The following is a 17,419-nucleotide window of genomic DNA, read 5'->3' on the forward strand; positions in this document are numbered from 1 at the left end:
CCGAGGCAGTGCCCGCCCCACAAGCTGGGTGCGCGGCTTATCCTGTCAATGACACAGCCGGTTCGACGGACAACCGCTTCGGACAACCGTTTCAGCGCCGGACCAGCGTGCCCGCGCCGCGATCGGTGAAGACTTCCAGCAGCATGGCGTGCGGCACGCGCCCGTCCAGGATGACCGCGGCGTCGACGCCGCCTTCCACCGCCTTCACGCAGGTTTCCAGCTTGGGGATCATGCCGCCGCTGATCGTGCCATCGTCCCGCAGGCCATGGATCGCCGCCGGATCGAGATCGGTGAGCAACTGCCCCTGCTTGTCGAGCACGCCCGGCACGTCCGTCAGCAGGAAGAAGCGCGACGCCTTGAGTTCGGACGCGATCGCGCCGGCCATGGTGTCGGCATTGATATTATAGGTGTGGCCGTCCGCCCCGATGCCGACGGGGGCGACCACCGGAATGATGCCGTCCTTCGACAGGCTGTCGAGGATGCGCCGGTCCACCTGCACCGGATCGCCCACGAAACCCAGGTCGACATGGCGCTCGATCCCCGAATTGGGGTCCGGCGCGCGCGATCCGCCCACCTTCTCGCAGATCACAAGGCCGCCATCCTTGCCGGAAATGCCCACGGCCCGGCCGCCGGCCCCCGCGATCCAACCGACGATTTCCTTGTTGATGGAACCGGCCAGCACCATTTCGGCGATCTGCGCGGTTTCCGCATCGGTCACGCGCAGGCCGTTCACGAACCGCGATTCGACGCCCAGCTTCTTGAGCATCGCGCCGATCTGCGGCCCGCCGCCATGCACGACGATGACGTTGATGCCCACCGCCTTCATCAGCACGACATCCTCGGCGAAATCGCGCGCCGCCTCCGGATCGCCCATGGCGTGGCCGCCATATTTGACGACGAAGGTCTTGCCCGCATAGCGCTGCATATAGGGCAGCGCCTCTGTCAGGGTCTCTGCCTTGGCGAGCAGGGCGGGGTCGGGATCGTGCTTGCTGGTCATGGGCTGCGCCCATAGGGCCAACCGGCTGTCATCGCAAGTTAGCGATCCAGTCGACGGCCGATGGCGATGCAGCCGGTGATGAGCAGCGGCACCAGCACGATCGACAGCACCACCTTGGTCAGCATCTGCCCGGCCATCAGTTCCAGAATCGGGCGCTCGCCATAGAAGGAGATGGTGATGAACAGCACCGTGTCCACGATCTGCGACACGACGCTGGCGATCATGCCGCGCAGCCAGACGAGCCTGCCTTTCCCCTGCGACAGGCGGGAGAAGATGAGCACGTTGAGCGTCTGGGAAATGCCGTAGGAGATGAGGCCCGCGATCATCATCCGCGCGCCCTGCCCGACGACGACGGGGAAGGCTTCGATGGCGGGGGGATACATGCCCGGATCGTGCGGCAGCGCGATCACCAGCCGGATGAGCGCGGCGGAGACGATGAGCGGGATGAAGCCCAGCCGCACCAGCGCGGTCGCTACCTTCTGCCCGTGCAGTTCCGCCATGGCGCTGGAGATGACGACCAGCAGCAGGAAGGCGAAGATGCCCGCTTCCACCGCCAGCGGCCCCAGCGCCACCTGCTTCACGCCCAGCACGCCGGCGATGCACACCATGCCGCCGTACAGCACCGAGAAGACGAAAAGAGAGCGGGGAATGCCGGGCGCCGGCGAGGCAGAAGCTGTCATCCGCCGGGCTTATCGCCTTTTTTATGGGCTGGGAAGGGGCGGCAAAACCGCCGCCCCTTCCCGCAGGGCAGCCTCAGGCCGCCTTGTCCAGCGTCGCCATGTCGATGACGAAGCGATATTTGACGTCGCTCTTCAGCATCCGCGCATAGGCGGTTTCGATCCCGTCCATCGGGATCGCCTCGATCTCCGACAGGATGCCGTGCTCGGCGCAGAAATCGAGCATTTCCTGGGTTTCGGCGATGCCGCCGATCAGGGAACCGGCGATCGCCTTGCGACGGAAGATCAGGTTGGCCACGGTCGGGCTGGGATGCGCATGCTCGGGCACGCCCACCAGCGTCATCGTGCCGTCACGCTTCAGCAGCGTAACGAATGCGTCCAGATCATGGCTCGCCGCAACCGTGTTCAGGATGAAATCGAAGCTGTTGGCATGCGCCGCCATCTCGGCCTCGTTGCGGGAGACGACCACCTCGTCCGCACCCAGATCATGCGCATCCTGACGCTTGGATTCGGAGGTGGTGAAGGCGACGACATGCGCGCCCAGCGCATGGGCCAGCTTCACACCCATATGGCCAAGCCCGCCGATGCCGACGATGCCGACCTTCATGCCCGGCCCGACCTTCCAGTGGCGCAGCGGCGACCAGGTGGTGATGCCCGCGCACAGCAGCGGCGCGACGGCGGCCAGATCCTTCTCGTCATGACGGACCTTGAGCACGAATTCCTCGCGCACCACGATATGGTCGGAATAGCCGCCAAAGGTGTAGCCATAGTCCGGATCGGGGCTGTTATAGGTGCCGACGAAGCCGTTCTCGCAATATTGCTCCAGTCCCTCGTCGCAGGCGCTGCACTGCTGGCAGCTGTCGACCAGGCAGCCCACGCCCACCAGATCGCCCACGGCGAATCCGGTCACATCGGCGCCGACGGCGCGCACGCGACCGACGATTTCATGGCCCGGGACACAGGGATAGAGCGTGCCGTCCCATTCGCTGCGGGCGGTGTGGAGGTCGGAATGACAGACCCCGCAATGCAGGATGTCGATGGCGACGTCATTGGCGCGCGGCGCACGACGTTCGAAGGTGAAGGGGGCGAACGGTTTGTCGCCGGCAGGCGCGGCATAGCCATGGGCTGTCGTCATGGGGGCCTCCATTGGAAAGGTCAAAAATGTTGGAAGGCGCCGCCGCTGAGAGGGGGTGCGACGGCGCCGTCGGAAATCTGGGTGCGCCGCAGCAAATATCAAGGGGCGTTGCAGCATATTTTGCGCCGATACGGCACTGCGGCGATGGTGCGGCGCAGTCCCGGTCAGCCGACCGTCCTCCAGTCCAGGTGGCGCCGGAACAGGCGCCGGAACAGGGGCAGACATAGGGCAACGACATGTCTTTCGCGCGCCATGGCACGGGACGGCGCGTTTTGCGGGCCGGCATGGGCGCAATGTCGATCGGCCCTAGCGGCCCCCCGCATCGCGTGTATAGATTGGCCAATTGGGCCGGGGGGACCGGCATGTCCAAGAAAGTACGCCATGAAGTTGCTGATCGGCCTTGCCGGCATCCTGCTGATCCTTGCCATTGCCTTTGCCCTGTCCTCCAATCGCCGCGCCATCCGGCCGCGCGTGGTGGGCGCCGCCTTTGCGCTGCAGGCGGGCATCGCGCTGCTGGTGCTCTATGTGCCCGCGGGCAAGGCGGTGATCGCCACCATGTCGCGCGGAGTCGCCAATCTGCTGGGCTATGCGCAGGCGGGCACGAACTTCATCTTCGGCCCGCTGGCGAGGCCGGAAATCGGCGGCGCGAGCTTTGCCATCGCGGCCCTGCCGGTCATCATCTTCTTCGCCGCGCTCGTCTCCATCCTCTACCATCTGGGCATCATGCAGCTGATCGTGAAATGGGTGGGCGGCGCCATCCAGGCGGTGACGGGCGTGTCGAAGGTCGAATCGCTCTGCGCCGCCGCCAACATCTTCGTGGGCCAGAGCGAAAGCCCGCTCGTCATCCGCCCCTATCTCGCCAGCCTGACGCCGGCGCAGCTGTTCCTGGTGATGACCAGCGGCATGGCAGGCGTCGCGGGCACCATCCTGGCCGCCTATGCCTCCATGGGCATCAAGATCGACTATCTGCTGGCGGCGAGCTTCATGGCCGCGCCCGGCGGCATCCTGATGGCCAAGATCATGATGCCCGACAATCCCGACGATCCGGAGATCGAGCCCGTCATCCTGCCCGACGCGCATGACGAGGAGAAGCCCGCGAACCTGATCATGGCCGCCTCCCAGGGCGCGCAGACCGGCGTCAAGCTGGCGGTGGCGGTCGGCGCGATGGTGCTGGCCTTCGTCGCGCTGGTGGCGCTGGCGAACGGCATATTGGGCGGCGTCGGCAGCTGGTTCGGCCTGCAGGGCCTCAGCTTCCAGACGATCATCGGCTGGCTGTTCGCCCCGGTCATGTACCTGCTCAACATCCCCTGGCATGAAGCGGGGCAGGCCGGCGGCCTGTTCGGCACGAAGATCGTGCTCAACGAATTCGTCGCCTATATCGAACTGGGCAAGGAACAGGCGGGGCTGTCGTCCACCACGGTCGCCGTCGTCACCTTTGCGCTGTGCGGTTTCGCGAACTTCTCGTCGATCGCCATCCAGATGGCGGTGACGGGCAATCTGGCGCCCAACCAGCGGCCGGTGATCGCCCGCCTTGGCCTGAAGGCGCTGGTCGCGGGCAGCCTTGCCAATCTGATGAGCGCGGCGCTCGCCGGCCTGATGCTCAGCATCTAGGCGTCTTTCTCCCCCTGTTCGATCACTCCGTTATGGAGTAATTGCGCCGTCAAAGGGGGACCGACCGCATGATGACAAGGATTTGCGCGATGGCGATATTGGCGCTCGCGCCATCCGCCCACGCCGCAGCGACATCGCCCACGGCCCCCATGCCGGCGCCCGTGCCGGGCAAGCTCCAGACTTACAGGGACTGGACCATCGGCTGCGACAACGGCAATGGCTGCGAGACCGTATCGCTGATCCCCGAACAGGGCGACCCGTCCGACACCGCCTTGATGATCGGCCTCCGGCGCGACGCGGGGCCAGCGGCCCGGCCTTTCCTCTGGACCAGCACCAATGACGAAAGCCTGTCGGGCACGCTGGATTTCATCGTGGACGGCCGCAAGGCCATGAGCGCGCCGATGACGCGGGGCGAGTTGCGCATCGAAGGCCCGCAGGCGAGCGCCCTGGCCGCCGCCATCGCGCGGGGCACGGTGCTGGAGGTGAAACAGGGCGCGCGGCTAATCGGCAAGCCCTCGCTTGCCGGCGCGGCGGCGGCTTTCCGCTATCTCGATGCGCAGCAGGGGCGTGCGGGCACGATCACTGCCCTTGTCGCCACCGGCCCGCTGCCCGCGCAGGCGGTGAAGGCCGCCCCTGCCCTGCCCGTCCTGCGCCGGCCCGCCCTGGCGGCCGCCAAGGCGGTCTCGCTCTGGCGTCAGGAACTGGCGAGCGCGGGCAGGATTTCCGGCTGCACCGACGAGATGGAGGACCGGGACGTCGAGATCCACCCGCTCGGCCATGAACGCGCGCTCGTGCTCGTCCCCTGCGGCGCGGGCGCCTATAATTTTTCCAGCGTGCCGCTGATCGCCACCGGCGCGCCCGGCCGCCGGACATTCGCCTTCGCCCGCTTCGACTATCAGCCGGGCTGGAGCGAGAATGCCAGCGAACCCATGCTGGTCAATGCCGGCTGGAACGAGGCGACCGCCGAACTGTCGAGCTATGCCAAGGGCCGGGGCCTCGGCGATTGCGGCAGCGCCGAAACCTATATGTGGGATGGCGCCATGTTCCGCCTCACCGAAGCCACCGCCATGGGCGAATGCCGCGGCGCATGGCACTGGCTGACGCTGTGGCAGGCGAAGGTCGTACCGGCGAAATGATCCCACGCACAGAGTGATCCTGGCGCACGGGGCGTTGGTCAGCGCGAGGCGCCCGGCACCCATTTGATATCGGCCGCGCCATTGCCGTTGAGCCGCCGCGCCAGCACGAACAGATGGTCGGACAATCGGTTGATATAGGCCAGCGCCTGCGGATTGAGGCGCGCGGTCGCCGCGGCCGCCGTGGCGCTGCGCTCGGCCCTGCGCGCGACGGCGCGGGCCAGATGCACGGCGGCGGCGGCAGGCGAGCCGCCCGGCAGGATGAAGCTGTCCAGCGGCGAGAGTTCCGCGTTCATCGCGTCGATCTCCTGCTCCAGCCGCGCGACCTGGCTTTCCACGATGCGCAGCGCCCAGGCGGGCTCCTCGCCATCGCCGATCGGCGTCGCAAGGTCCGCGCCCAGATCGAACAGGTCGTTCTGGATCATGCGCAGCATCGCCGCTTCGGGCATGTCGCCCAGCGCCGCGACGGCCAGGCCGATGCCGCTGTTCGCCTCATCCACATCGCCCACCGCCTGCATGCGCGGATCATGCTTGGCGATGCGCGATCCGTCGACAAGGCCGGTGGTGCCGCCGTCGCCGGTGCGGGTGTAGATCTTGTTGAGCTTGACCAAGGCGCAAACCTTACAGGGGGGGAGTCTTACTGGCTGCCGCCATTCATCAGCAGAAGCAGCGCGATCAGCATTATCGCCGCCGCCTGAAAGCCGACGCGGGCGAACATCATCCGGTTCTGCTTCAGGCTGGACGCGCTGGGGCCGGTGCCGGATTTCAAATCTTCCTCGGTCGTCCTGAGGAAGGTGACGATCCCACGGATCAGCGCGACCACGGTCGCGATGCCGGCAGCGATGATGCACAGGACAAGGAAAGTGTTCATGACGGCAATCTAGGCCCCTGCGAGCGAGATGCCAACCGGAAAGCGTCCGCGGCGCAGATCGGCCGCCAGCACCATGGGATCGACGCCCGCGTCGCGCATGGCCGCCAGCGCGATCCCGCCGGTCCGTTTGGCGAGCCGCCGGCCGTCCGGCCCGAGCAGCAGCGGATGGTGCCGATAGCGTGGCGTCGGCAGATCGAGCAGCGCCTGCAGCAACCGGTGGACATGCGTCGCCGCCAGCAGGTCATCGCCACGCAGGACAAGCGTGATGCCCATGTCCGCATCGTCCACGGTCGCGGCGAGATGATAGCTGACCGGCGCATCCTTGCGCGCGAGCACGACATCGCCCGCCGCGCGCGGATCGGCGGCGATGACGCCGCGCCGCTCGTCCACCCAGGCCAGCGGTCCGGCAAGATCGGCGGCACGGGCCATGTCGATCCGCCATGCATGGGGCTCATGCGCCATCCTTGCGGCGCGCTCCTGCAGCGACAGCGCGCGGCAGGTGCCGGGGTAGAGCGCCCCATCCGGCCCATGCGGGGCAGAGGCGCTGGCGACGATCTCCGCCGCGATGTCCGCCCGCGTGCAGAAGCAGGGATAGAGCAGGTCCATCGCCCGCAGCCGGTCCAGCGCCGCCGCATACAGGCCAAGCCGTTGCGACTGGATGACCACCGGCCCGTCCCAGGCGACGCCCAGCCAGGCAAGATCGGTCACAATGCCTTCCATATGCTCCGGCCGGCTGCGCGCGCCGTCGATATCCTCGATGCGCAGGCGAAACAGGCCGCCGGCGGCGCGGGCCGCGTCCATCGCCATCAGCGCCGACCAGCCATGGCCGATATGCAGCCGGCCGGTCGGGCTGGGCGCGAAACGCGTCACAATATGCTGTGGGAAGGCATGTTGCGTCATACCGACTCTTGACGACGATGATCTGTTGGTGCTGTCATGCAGGTGTCACGCTTATCGCCGATCAGCGGGGCAGTCAGGGGGTAGAGCAATCTATGTATCATCCCGATATCATCCGGCACCCGGAAAATTGCCCGGCGCTGGTTCTGAATGCCGATTACACGCCGCTCAGCTATTATCCGTTGAGCCTGTGGCCATGGCAGACGGCGATCAAGGCGGTCTTCCTCGACCGGGTGGACATCGTCGCCAATTACGACCGCGAAGTCCACTCACCCAGCCTGCAGATGAAGATCCCGTCGGTGATCGCGCTGAAGCAATATGTGAAGCCGTCGGAACATCCGGCCTTCACCCGCTTCAACCTGTTCCTGCGCGATCGCTTCGCCTGCCAATATTGCGGATCGCCAAACGACCTGACCTTCGACCATGTCGTGCCGCGCCGCGCCGGCGGCCGCACGACATGGGAAAATGTCGCGACCGCCTGTTCCCCCTGCAACCTGCGCAAGGGCGGACGGACGCCGAAGGAAGCGCATATGCAGCTGCACGTCCAGCCGATCCGCCCGACCAGCTGGCAGTTGCAGGAACATGGTCGCGCCTTCCCGCCCGGCTATCTGCACGAAAGCTGGCACGACTGGCTTTATTGGGATGTCGAACTGCTCGCCTGATCCCAACGCCCGAGCCGCCCTGCGAAACGCCTGCCTGGCACGCCAGGCATCTTCCAGGGCGCCAGTGTCGTCACGGCGGCAAGGAGGCGCGTGCGCCCTCTGGCAGGATCATGCATCGCGCAACGCGATCGGCTTTCGGGATTCCAATTTTGTCTCAAGCGCTTAGAAAAAATCGCGCGGCTGCATTTTTTTCGATGAAAACGCCGCCTTGCGCGGGCCGCAATAGCCATTAAGAAGCGGCGGGATGGACCGCATTCACATCCGCGGGGGCAACCCGCTCAAAGGCCGCCTTCCCATTTCCGGCGCGAAGAATGCAGCCCTGACGCTGCTACCCTGCGCGCTGCTGACCGACGAGCCGGTGACGCTGCGCAACCTGCCGCGCCTCGCCGATGTCGACAGCTTCGGCCATCTGCTCAATCAGCTGGGCGTATCGACCATGATCGAGGGCGCCCGGCCCGAGGATTTCGGCCGGGTGATGACGATGCGGGCGGGCCGCCTCACCTCCACCGAGGCGCCCTATGACATCGTGCGCAAGATGCGCGCGTCGATCCTGGTGCTCGGCCCGCTGCTGGCGCGCGCCGGCGAGGCGACCGTCTCGCTGCCCGGCGGCTGCGCCATCGGCAACCGCCCGATCGACCTGCACCTGAAGGCGCTGGAAGCGTTCGGCGCCACCATCGAACTGGCCGCCGGCTATGTGAAGGCGACCGCGCCCGACGGCGGCCTTCCCGGCGGCGCCTATGCCTTCCCGGTGGTGTCGGTGGGCGCGACCGAGAATGCGGTGATGGCCGCGGCCCTCGCGAGCGGCACATGCACATTGGAAAATGCCGCGCGTGAGCCGGAGATCGTGGACCTGTGCCGCCTGCTCGTCGCCATGGGCGCGGAGATCGAGGGCATCGGCACCGATCGGCTCGTCATCCATGGCCGCGACCGGCTGCACGGCGCCACCTATCGCGTCATGCCCGACCGCATCGAAGCGGGCAGCTATGCCTGCGCCGCCGCCATCACCGGCGGTTCGGTGGAGCTGGTCGGCGCCGAGGCCGGGGACATGCTGGCCATCCTGACCGCCCTGCGCGAGGCCGGCGTGCATGTCGAACAGAAGAAAGACGCCATATTGGTCGAGGCGCATGGCAAGCTGAAGCCGCTGACCATCTCCACCGCGCCCTATCCGGCCTTTCCCACGGACATGCAGGCACAGTTCATGGCCATGCTGACCCTGGCGGACGGCGCGAGCGTGTTGACTGAGACGATCTTCGAAAACCGCTACATGCATGTGCCCGAACTGGCGCGCATGGGCGCGGATATCGCGGTCAGCGGGCGCACGGCGGTCGTCCGGGGCGTGGAGAAGCTGACCGGCGCGCCGGTGATGGCGACGGACCTGCGCGCCTCCATGAGCCTGGTGCTGGCCGGCCTTGCCGCGCAGGGCGAGACGCAGGTGCAGCGCGTCTACCATCTCGATCGCGGTTATGAACGGCTGGAGGAAAAGCTGTCCGCCGTGGGCGCGGACATCGAACGGATCGGCGATGGCTGAGTGGCGCGGCACCGAGACCGACCGGGCCGCGATCCTCAGCCGATATGACCTCGACGCCAGCGGATTCGAAGCGCTGGACGACATCACCCGCTTTGCCGCCAGATTGTGCGATGCGCCGATCTGCATCGTCAATATCGTGGACATCGACCGGCAGCGCTTTGTGTCGCGCATCGGCATGGAAGGCACAGAGCCGCCGCTCCCGCTCTCCTTCTGCGCCCATGCGATGACGGCGCCCGCGCTTTTCATCGTCCCCGACGCGCGCCAGGACGGGCGCTTCGCGACGAACCCCCTGGTGACGGGCACGCCCCATATCCGCTTCTATGCCGGCGCGCCGCTGGTCTCGGACGAGGGCGCCCCCCTTGGGGCGCTGTGCGTGATCGACGATCGCCCGCGCGCAGGGCTGACGCCGCTGCAGGCCGAGGGGCTGGCCGTGCTCGCCGCACAGGTGATGATGCGCCTGCAGAGCCGGCGGATCGGCCGCGAAACCCGCGAACGGGTGGCGCAGAAGGCGCTTGCCCTCAGCGACAGCGAAAACCGCTTCCGCATCCTTGCCGACACCATGCCGCAGATGGTCTGGTCCGCCCGGCCGGACGGGTATAACGACTATTTCAACGCCCGCTGGTATGAGTTCACGGGCGCATCCCCCGGATCGACCGATGGCGAGGGCTGGAGCGCCATGTTCCATCCAGACGACCGGGAACAGGCCTGGGCGCTCTGGCGGCATTCGCTGGCAACCGGCGAACCCTATGAGATCGAATATCGGCTGAAGCACCATAGCGGCCAATATCGCTGGACGCTGGGGCGGGCATTGCCGGTGCGCGACGAACAGGGCGCCATCACGCGCTGGTTCGGCACCTGCACCGATATCCACGAACAGAAGATCGCGATGGAAGAGCGCGAGATCGTCGCGCATGAACTGAGCCATCGCATCAAGAATATCTTTTCGGTGATCGCCGGCCTGATCGGCATCTCCGCCCGCGAGCATCCGGAAATCGCCGAGGCGGCGGAGGATCTGCGCGACCGGGTGATGGCGCTGGGCCGCGCGCATGACTATGTGCGACCGCACAACATGCACGCCCTTTCCCGACAGGACCAATCTCCGGAGACTCAATCCCCGCAGGCCCATAACAGCCTTCAGGGCCTGCTGGGGCAGATTTTCTCGCCCTATCTTGCCCAAGGCAGGCCGCGGGTCATGCTGACGGGGGAGGATTGCCCGATCGACGATCGCTCGGCAACGCCGATCGCCCTGCTGTTCCACGAGCTGGCCACCAATGCCGCGAAATATGGCGCGCTTTCCAACGCCGACGGCAAGGTCGGCGTCCAGATCGCCCGGCGCGACGGCATGTGTGTGATCGATTGGCGCGAAAAGGGCGGCCCCGCCATCGCCCAGGCGCCCACCCAGCAGGGCTTTGGCAGCCGCCTGATGGCGCTGGCGGCCGAGCGGCAGCTTGGCGGCCGGGTGGAACGCGACTGGGCGCCGGACGGGCTTGCCGTCAGGCTGTATATCCCCGACCGGGCCATGAGCCGAAAGACGGAAGGAACGGCGTAAATCCGGCGATCTCGACCGCCGCCGGATCGGGATCGTCCTGGGCCGCCAGCCGCAGGGCGTCGCGGATGGTGACATCGCGGAACGGCTTGGTGATCGCGCCCAGCGCCCCTACCGACGCGCCGCCGATCTGCGCGGGATTGGCCGTCACATAGATGACCCGCACGCCGCGCGCGGAAAGCGCCTGGCCGATCTGCGGCCCGGTCGCGCCATCGCGCAGGTTGAGGTCGACAAGGGCGATATCGCAAAAATCGGCGGCGTCGAATGCCGCGGCGCAATCGGCCGCGATGCCGCAGACCTCATGCCCTGCAAGCTGAACGATATGTTCGATTTCCAGAGCGACGAAAATCTCGTCTTCAACAATGAGTACGCGCTTCTTCATTCTCGATTTCACCCAGATGCGAATCCCACAATGCACGGGAAGGCACCGGGTTCCGCCGCCTTTGCGACCATGAAGGTTCATGTGACAATTTAGCCACATTTGGCAAGCATTGTTCGCAGGGCGCGCGCATGCGCCACCGGCACGCCGTCATCTCCGGCGGCGCGGCGCCAAAAGCCATTCCGGGAAAGGATTCAGGAGCGGCGCTTGGTGTAGAGAAGCGCCGCGACGATCGCCGCGGAACCGATGCCGACGGCCGTCCCCATCCAGATCTTGCCATTGCCCTTGCCAGGGGCCTTGCCCTTGCCGGCAGGAGCAGGCGCAGCCTTTTCCTCAGCGGCAGTGGCGGTCGGTGCGCTCTCGGGCGCGGGTGTCGTCTCGTCGGCCATGCCCGGTTCTATGGCGCATCATGCGCGCGGATGGAAGGCCAAAGCGCGTGCCCCGGCTCTCTTGATGCCACCTTCGCGCACCCGGCCCACCGCCCGGCGATCAGAAGAAGAGCTTGCGGAAGCTCAGCATCACCGTCCTGCCCAGCGGATCGAGATAGCCCTGCTGGTAGCGCAATGGGGTCGATCCGGTTCCGTCGCTCACGCTCTGGCGCGTGTTGAACAGGTTGGTGATCGACAGCGAAACCCGCGAACCGCGCAGGAAGGGATGATTACGCACCAGCCCCGGCATCTGCCCCAGGCTGGCAAAAAGCCGCAGGTCGGCCGTCGCCAGGCTGGAGAAATGCAGCGTCTGGTTGGCCGCGCCAAGCGCACCGTTCACATCCGTCCCGCTCTGCCAGTTGGCGGACAGGCGCGCGCCAAGGCCATTGTTGAAATAGCCGGCCTGCGCCTGAAGCTCATGGCGGGACTGGCCGCCATTGGACGCGACGGCGTCGCCATCCAGCAGGTCGAGCCGGGGCACGCCGGGCGCGATCAGGATGCTGTCGGTAAAGTGCCAGGTGTGGAACAGCGCAAATTGCAGACGACCGCCGCCGCCTCCACCGCCACGCCCGCCGCCACCGCCGCCCGGGCCGCCAAATCCTCCCGGACCGCCAAAGGGCCCGCCCGGTCCACGGCGGCCGCCCGCGGCGTCCGATCCGCCCTGGCCACCCTGGGCGCCTTGGCTACCCTGAGCGCCCTGGCCGCTCTGGGCACCCTGGCCACTCTGGCCGCCCTGCCCTTCGCCGGCCGGCCGCTCACCGCCTTCGGGCGGACGACGCATGCCGAACAGCCCGGCGATATCGGGCCTCTCCTCCGGCTTGCTGCCATTGGCGCGCCACGCCTCCATCACCTTCTGGATGTGCGACTTGAGCGGCACCGAGAAATTGACGCCCCAGCGCAATTGCGAACTGCGCGCCTCGGCGAAATTGATCGGCCGTGCGTCGACGCCGATCAGCGTGCCGTCCGCATCGCGCATGAAACGCTGCGCAAAGGCCGCCTCGATCTGCGGAGTCGGCGTGGGGAAGGCGGCGATCGGATTGTCGGTGCGGCTGCGCGTATAGCTGGCCGTCAGCGTCAGGTCCTTCGAATCGATCGGCTTGATGGTCGCCGCAATGCGCAGCAGGTGCCGCTCGCTGTCGCGCAGCGACGCATTGCCCCCGCCCGTCTGCGACACATAGACCGTCTGCCCCGTCGCATAGTCGAACACCGGGATATTAGGCGTCACCACCAGCGGATTGTTGATCTGCTGCCCGGTGGGCGCGGCCTGATCGTCGGTCATGGATGCGATCAGGCGGATCTGCGGGATTGGCGTCCAGCGCAGGCCATAGCCGATCGTCGTCAGCGTGCCCGCGTCGGAGAGCGATTTCACCGCGATATTGCCGTTGAGCGCGAAATCGCCCAGCGCCGACAGCACGCCCAGGCGGCGGCTGGTCAGCGGAATGTCGATATTGGCCTGCCCGCCGGCAATGTTGCGGGTGAAATCCGCCGAACTGGCGATGCCCAGGCGCAGCGAACTGCTTTCGAAGCTGTTGGTCGACGCGCTCAGCGTGACGCTGCTCGTCACGGGGCCCGCGGGCAGGCTGAACAGCGGGCCGCTCATCAGCAGGTCGGCGGTGCCGGCGGACGTCTTGCCCCGCGCCCGATCGTCGGGCCGCACCGCCAGCAGCGCGGTCGGGAGGGTGGCATAGGGATTGACGCTCGCGTCGTCGGCATCGAGCGCGGCCTGCACGGCGGTCACATCGAAACCGCGATCGGTGCGGGTCTTGCTGTCCGAATAATCATAATTGCCGGTGAGCGACCATTGCCACCGGTTGAGCTGCCCGTTCAGCGTCAGTCCGACATGGCCGGTGACGCCGCGCACGCTCTGCCCGAGCGGCCCGGCCTGATCCAGATAGCGATAGAGCGTCGTGTCGCCCGCAAAGGGCGACCAGGGATTGCCGGCGGGCAGGGTCAGCGTGGCCGACGGCAGGCCCTGCAGCGAATCGCTGTTGATCATCTCGACCCGGCCGTTGAGCGATGCCGACACCCCGCCCAGTGCCCGCGCGAGCGTTGCGTTGACCGCAAGATTTTCCGTGGATGGGCTGAGCGTGCGATAGCGGCCAAGGTCGTCCACGGTCGCAGTGCCGGCGCCGGCCACGAAATCGGCCAGCGTCGGGCGCCCGGACGCGGCCGATGCCGGCACGCCGGCCACCGTCACGCTGCTGCCGGCAAGGGCCGACAGCGCCGGGTCTATCTCCGTGTCATTGATGCCGGTCACATTGCCCAGCAGCGCATAGGGGCGCGCGGGGCTGGTGGGGGTGATGTCCCGCTGGCTTTCCTTCAGGCTGTCGGCCGCGCTGTATTTGATGTCCAGGGTGAAGCGATTATCCTCGCGGATGCGCAGCATGGCGGCATCGACGCTGCCATTCTCGCGCCCGCCATCGGTTGTCGTGCCGGCCCGCAATTCGCCGGAATAGGCGCGGAAGCGCGGCCGCAGCACGATGTTCACGACCTTTTGCGAGGCCGAATAGCCATAGCTGAGCGACACTTCTTCCGGCAGGATGTCGACGCGGGCGATGGCTTCGGTCGGGATATCCTGGATTTCGGAGAAGGAGGATATCCGCTTGCCGTTGAGCAGGATGACCGGCGCGCCGCCGCCGGCATTGGTCTGCGGCGCCAGCGCCGTCACCAGCTCGCTGATCGAGGTGACGCCATAGGATCGGACATCGGCGGGCGAAAGCTGCTGTTCGGGCTTGATGACGCCCGGAACGGCGCCGCGCTCCGGCGCGCCGGTGACGACGATTTCGGGATCGTCGAATTCCTGGGGGGCGGCGCCCTGCTGGGGGGGCGCCTTGCTCGCCTGCGCATGCAGCGCGCCCGGTGCCACGCCCAGCATCAATCCCACCAGCAACGCCGAACGCGCTTTCCCCATCGTCATATCATCCCTGCATGGGCTTTATACGCCCGTCTCTCTGTCACGCTTGTCGCGTCCATGAACCGGATTAGAGAAGGGATGTCGCCCAATTATGGCAAAGCTGTCGTCATATTGTCGCAAATTGTCGCGTCGGGGATCGGGGCCTGCGCCTCGCCCCCATGGGCAGGTGAGCGGGCGGGCGCCGATGCGCTCAGGGGTCGATCAGGCAGCCAAAGCCGGGCTTGAACCGCGCCGTGCGCGACGCCATCAATGTCACGCTGGCCGTCACCGCCTTTTCATCGGGCAGGTCGGTCAGGCGGACGGAAGGGGATGGCCCGGCGGCGGCATCCGCCGCGCAGCTTGCGATCGATCGCCCCTCGATATGCCGGCAACCGCAGGCGACGCGCGCGCCATAGGCCGCCCCCACCTGCGCACGCGCGCGCCAGCCCGCCCAGTTCCACAGCAGGAAGCCGACCAGCGCCACCGCCGCCACGATCATTGCAAGGCGAACCGCCCCGGCGCGCATCTTCATCGCTCCCCTCTTCCGGAACCCGTGCTAGAGCATTTTCCAGCCGGATGAATGCCGAAAACAAAAGACAAATAGCGCATGATCCGATTCAATCTGATCCGATCATGCGCTAGGGACGCGCCATGAAGACGAATATCGGCCCGCACGCAAGCCTGATGCGGGAAAGATTGATGAAGGGCGGACTGGCGAAGGGAAAGCTGGCGATCCCCGCCCTGCTGCTGGCGGCACTGGCGCTGCCGGCATTCCTGCTGGCGCGCGCGGTGGCCGGTGGCCCCGCCGAATCGGACGCGCAAACCCATGTCGCGGCCGACCCCGGCGTCGACACAGGCGCCCTGCGCGCGGCGATCGATCCGCTGTTCACCGACGACACGCTGGGCACCAGCCGCGCGCTCGTGATCATGCGCGATGGCGCAATCGTCGCGGAACGCTATGCCCCGGGGTTCGGCGCGCAGAGCCGCCTGCCCTCCGGCGCGATGGCCGGCGGCGTCACCGCGCTGCTGGTGGGCTTCATGGTGTCCGACGGACGGCTGGCGCTGGACATGCCGGCGCCCGTGCCGGGGTGGAACCAGCCGGGCGACCCGCGCGGCAAGATCACCCTGCGCCAGCTGCTCACCATGTCCTCAGGCATCGACATGGCCGACGATCCCGCCCTGCCCGCGGCGGCACGCGACGGGATGCGGATGCTGTTCACCGACGGCGCGCAGGATATCGCCGCCTATGCCCAGGGCAAGCCGATCGGCCACCGGCCGGGCAGCGTCTTTGCCAGCAGCCCGGTCGGCACCACCCTGCTCGCCGACGCGGTGACGCGCATGCTGACCGACAGCAGCGATCCCGAGCGGCGGCGCGCCGCGATGGCGCAGTTCATCGACGGGCGGCTGGCGACCCCGGTGGGCCTGTCCAGCCTCGTCCCGGAATATGATGCGAAGGGCACGCTGATCGGCGGCGACTTCATGCACATGACCGCGCGGGACTATGCGAAGCTGGGCGAGTTCCTGAGGCGCGGGGGCCGGGCCAATGGCCGGCAGGTTCTCTCGCAGCGCTGGGTCGCCTTCATGACCCGCCCCTCGGCCCGCAACCGCGCCTATGGCGGGCATCTCTGGCTCAACCGCGATGGCGGCGAAGGCGCATTGATGCCGGGGAGCGCCCCTTCGACGCTCTATGGCCTGACGGGCGCCGGCGGGCAGTATATGCTCGTCTCGCCCACGCAGCGCCTGGTGGTGGTGCGCCTGGGCCTTGCCGACGCGGAGCAGGAAAAGCCGCTGCACGATGCCATGGCGCGGCTGATCGGCCTGTTCCCTACAGGCTGATTCCCTACAGGCTGAACATCCCCTCGATGACGGTGCGACACCGGCCGCCCAGCACCACGCGATCCCCCTCCAGCGCGCAGTCCAGCAGGCCGCCGCGCGCGGATGCCTGACGGGCGCTGAAGGCCGTGCGGCCAAGACGCCGCGCCCAATAGGGCACCAGCGCGCAGTGCGCCGATCCGGTCACGGGGTCTTCGTCGATCCCCGCATAGGGCACGAAGACGCGGCTCATGACGTCGGTCGTGGTGCCCGGCGCCGTCGCGATCAGCAGATACGCCCCCATGCCCCGCAGCGTCGCGAAATCGGGCGTCAGCGCCAGCACGGCAGCCTCGTCGGGATAGACGAACAGCATATAGCCGCGCTCATGCGCCTGCGTTTCGACCACGGGCCCGCCCATCGCCACCGCCAGATCGTCCAGCGGCAGCGGAACCGGCGGACAGGCGGGCAGCGACAACGCATAGCCCTCGCCCTGCCGCCGCACCTCCAGCAGCCCGGCCTTGCGGGTGCGGAAGCGCACGACATCGCCGCGCATCAGCACATGGCCGCTCGCCAGCGTGGCATGGCCGCAAAGCTGCACTTCCACCTGCGGCGTGAACCAGCGCAGCTCATAATCCGCCTCGCCGCTTGCGTCGGGCACGGTGAAGGCGGTTTCCGACAGATTGTTTTCCGCCGCAATCGCCTGCAGCGTCGCATCGGGCAGCCATGCCTCCAGCGGCATCACCGCCGCCGGATTGCCGGTGAAGGGCGCGTCGGCAAAGGCATCGACCTGAACGAAGGGGAGTTGCGATGGCGGCTGGGTCATGAAGGGCTCCTGTCTCTACCCTTCAAC

17 protein-coding genes are annotated in these 17,419 nt (G+C 67.3%); 6 read left to right on the forward strand and 11 right to left on the reverse strand.

Annotated features, from left to right (window positions below):
* Positions 1–91 precede the first annotated feature (91 nt).
* From argB to WFP78_RS16395, 3 genes are all read right to left on the reverse strand, one after another.
* On the reverse strand, positions 92–997 hold the full coding sequence (gene argB / locus WFP78_RS16385) for an acetylglutamate kinase (protein WP_336964680.1): 906 nt from the start codon (positions 995–997) through the stop codon (positions 92–94).
* 38 nt (positions 998–1,035) lie between these two features.
* On the reverse strand, positions 1,036–1,677 hold the full coding sequence (locus WFP78_RS16390; protein ID WP_336964683.1) for a queuosine precursor transporter: 642 nt from the start codon (positions 1,675–1,677) through the stop codon (positions 1,036–1,038).
* Between the two features lie 73 nt (positions 1,678–1,750).
* Positions 1,751–2,809 (reverse strand): NAD(P)-dependent alcohol dehydrogenase, encoded by a 1,059-nt coding sequence (locus WFP78_RS16395; protein ID WP_336964686.1) that lies wholly within the window; start codon positions 2,807–2,809, stop codon positions 1,751–1,753.
* 381 nt (positions 2,810–3,190) lie between these two features.
* Between WFP78_RS16395 and WFP78_RS16400 the strand changes: the two genes are divergently transcribed.
* The gene (locus WFP78_RS16400) at positions 3,191–4,420 is read left to right on the forward strand and encodes a NupC/NupG family nucleoside CNT transporter (RefSeq protein ID WP_336964689.1); all 1,230 of its coding nucleotides are present in this window, start codon (positions 3,191–3,193) and stop codon (positions 4,418–4,420) included.
* Between the two features lie 68 nt (positions 4,421–4,488).
* The gene (locus WFP78_RS16405) at positions 4,489–5,556 is read left to right on the forward strand and encodes a DUF1176 domain-containing protein (protein WP_336964692.1); all 1,068 of its coding nucleotides are present in this window, start codon (positions 4,489–4,491) and stop codon (positions 5,554–5,556) included.
* 38 nt (positions 5,557–5,594) lie between these two features.
* Here the strand turns inward: WFP78_RS16405 and WFP78_RS16410 are convergent, their stop codons facing one another.
* From WFP78_RS16410 to gluQRS, 3 genes are read right to left on the reverse strand one after another with little or no spacing between them, the layout of a single operon-like run.
* Complete coding sequence (locus WFP78_RS16410; protein ID WP_336964695.1) at positions 5,595–6,164, reverse strand: cob(I)yrinic acid a,c-diamide adenosyltransferase; 570 nt, start codon at positions 6,162–6,164, stop codon at positions 5,595–5,597.
* Positions 6,165–6,190: 26 nt separating this feature from the next.
* Positions 6,191–6,424, reverse strand: a complete 234-nt coding sequence (locus WFP78_RS16415; RefSeq protein ID WP_336964698.1) for a twin transmembrane helix small protein — start codon at positions 6,422–6,424, stop codon at positions 6,191–6,193.
* 9 nt (positions 6,425–6,433) lie between these two features.
* Positions 6,434–7,324, reverse strand: coding sequence for a tRNA glutamyl-Q(34) synthetase GluQRS (gene gluQRS, locus WFP78_RS16420; protein WP_336964700.1), 891 nt, complete (start codon positions 7,322–7,324; stop codon positions 6,434–6,436).
* Between the two features lie 92 nt (positions 7,325–7,416).
* Between gluQRS and WFP78_RS16425 the strand changes: the two genes are divergently transcribed.
* The 3 genes from WFP78_RS16425 (at position 7,417) to WFP78_RS16435 (ending at position 11,060) form a co-directional block, all read left to right on the forward strand.
* Positions 7,417–7,983 carry an HNH endonuclease gene (locus WFP78_RS16425; protein WP_336964703.1) on the forward strand — a complete coding sequence of 189 codons (567 nt, stop codon included), beginning with the start codon at positions 7,417–7,419 and terminating at the stop codon, positions 7,981–7,983.
* A 244-nt stretch (positions 7,984–8,227) separates the two neighbouring features.
* A complete protein-coding gene (gene murA, locus WFP78_RS16430; RefSeq protein WP_336964706.1) occupies positions 8,228–9,511 on the forward strand; it encodes a UDP-N-acetylglucosamine 1-carboxyvinyltransferase in 1,284 nt (427 codons plus the stop codon).
* Positions 9,504–11,060, forward strand: coding sequence for a sensor histidine kinase (locus WFP78_RS16435; protein ID WP_336964709.1), 1,557 nt, complete (start codon positions 9,504–9,506; stop codon positions 11,058–11,060). The genes murA and WFP78_RS16435 overlap by 8 nt, the downstream gene beginning before the upstream one ends.
* Here WFP78_RS16435 and WFP78_RS16440 read toward each other — a convergent pair.
* The 4 genes from WFP78_RS16440 to WFP78_RS16455 form a co-directional block, all read right to left on the reverse strand.
* Positions 11,005–11,439: a response regulator gene (locus tag WFP78_RS16440; protein WP_336964711.1), complete on the reverse strand. Its 435-nt coding sequence runs from the start codon at positions 11,437–11,439 to the stop codon at positions 11,005–11,007. The genes WFP78_RS16435 and WFP78_RS16440 overlap by 56 nt on opposite strands.
* A gap of 191 nt (positions 11,440–11,630) precedes the next feature.
* Positions 11,631–11,825 carry a hypothetical protein gene (locus WFP78_RS16445; RefSeq protein WP_336964715.1) on the reverse strand — a complete coding sequence of 65 codons (195 nt, stop codon included), beginning with the start codon at positions 11,823–11,825 and terminating at the stop codon, positions 11,631–11,633.
* Positions 11,826–11,925: 100 nt separating this feature from the next.
* Complete coding sequence (locus WFP78_RS16450) at positions 11,926–14,775, reverse strand: TonB-dependent receptor (protein ID WP_336964787.1); 2,850 nt, start codon at positions 14,773–14,775, stop codon at positions 11,926–11,928.
* A gap of 193 nt (positions 14,776–14,968) precedes the next feature.
* Positions 14,969–15,289, reverse strand: coding sequence for a hypothetical protein (locus WFP78_RS16455; protein ID WP_336964717.1), 321 nt, complete (start codon positions 15,287–15,289; stop codon positions 14,969–14,971).
* Between the two features lie 119 nt (positions 15,290–15,408).
* On the opposite strand from WFP78_RS16455, the gene WFP78_RS16460 reads away from it, so the two are divergent.
* Positions 15,409–16,593: a serine hydrolase domain-containing protein gene (locus tag WFP78_RS16460; RefSeq protein WP_336964720.1), complete on the forward strand. Its 1,185-nt coding sequence runs from the start codon at positions 15,409–15,411 to the stop codon at positions 16,591–16,593.
* A gap of 4 nt (positions 16,594–16,597) precedes the next feature.
* Here the strand turns inward: WFP78_RS16460 and WFP78_RS16465 are convergent, their stop codons facing one another.
* Positions 16,598–17,392, reverse strand: coding sequence for a PhzF family phenazine biosynthesis protein (locus tag WFP78_RS16465; RefSeq protein WP_336964723.1), 795 nt, complete (start codon positions 17,390–17,392; stop codon positions 16,598–16,600).
* Positions 17,393–17,419: the final 27 nt, after the last annotated feature.

It is taken from the genome of Sphingobium aquiterrae, from assembly GCF_037154135.1.
Taxonomy (GTDB): Bacteria; Pseudomonadota; Alphaproteobacteria; order Sphingomonadales; family Sphingomonadaceae; genus Sphingobium; species Sphingobium aquiterrae.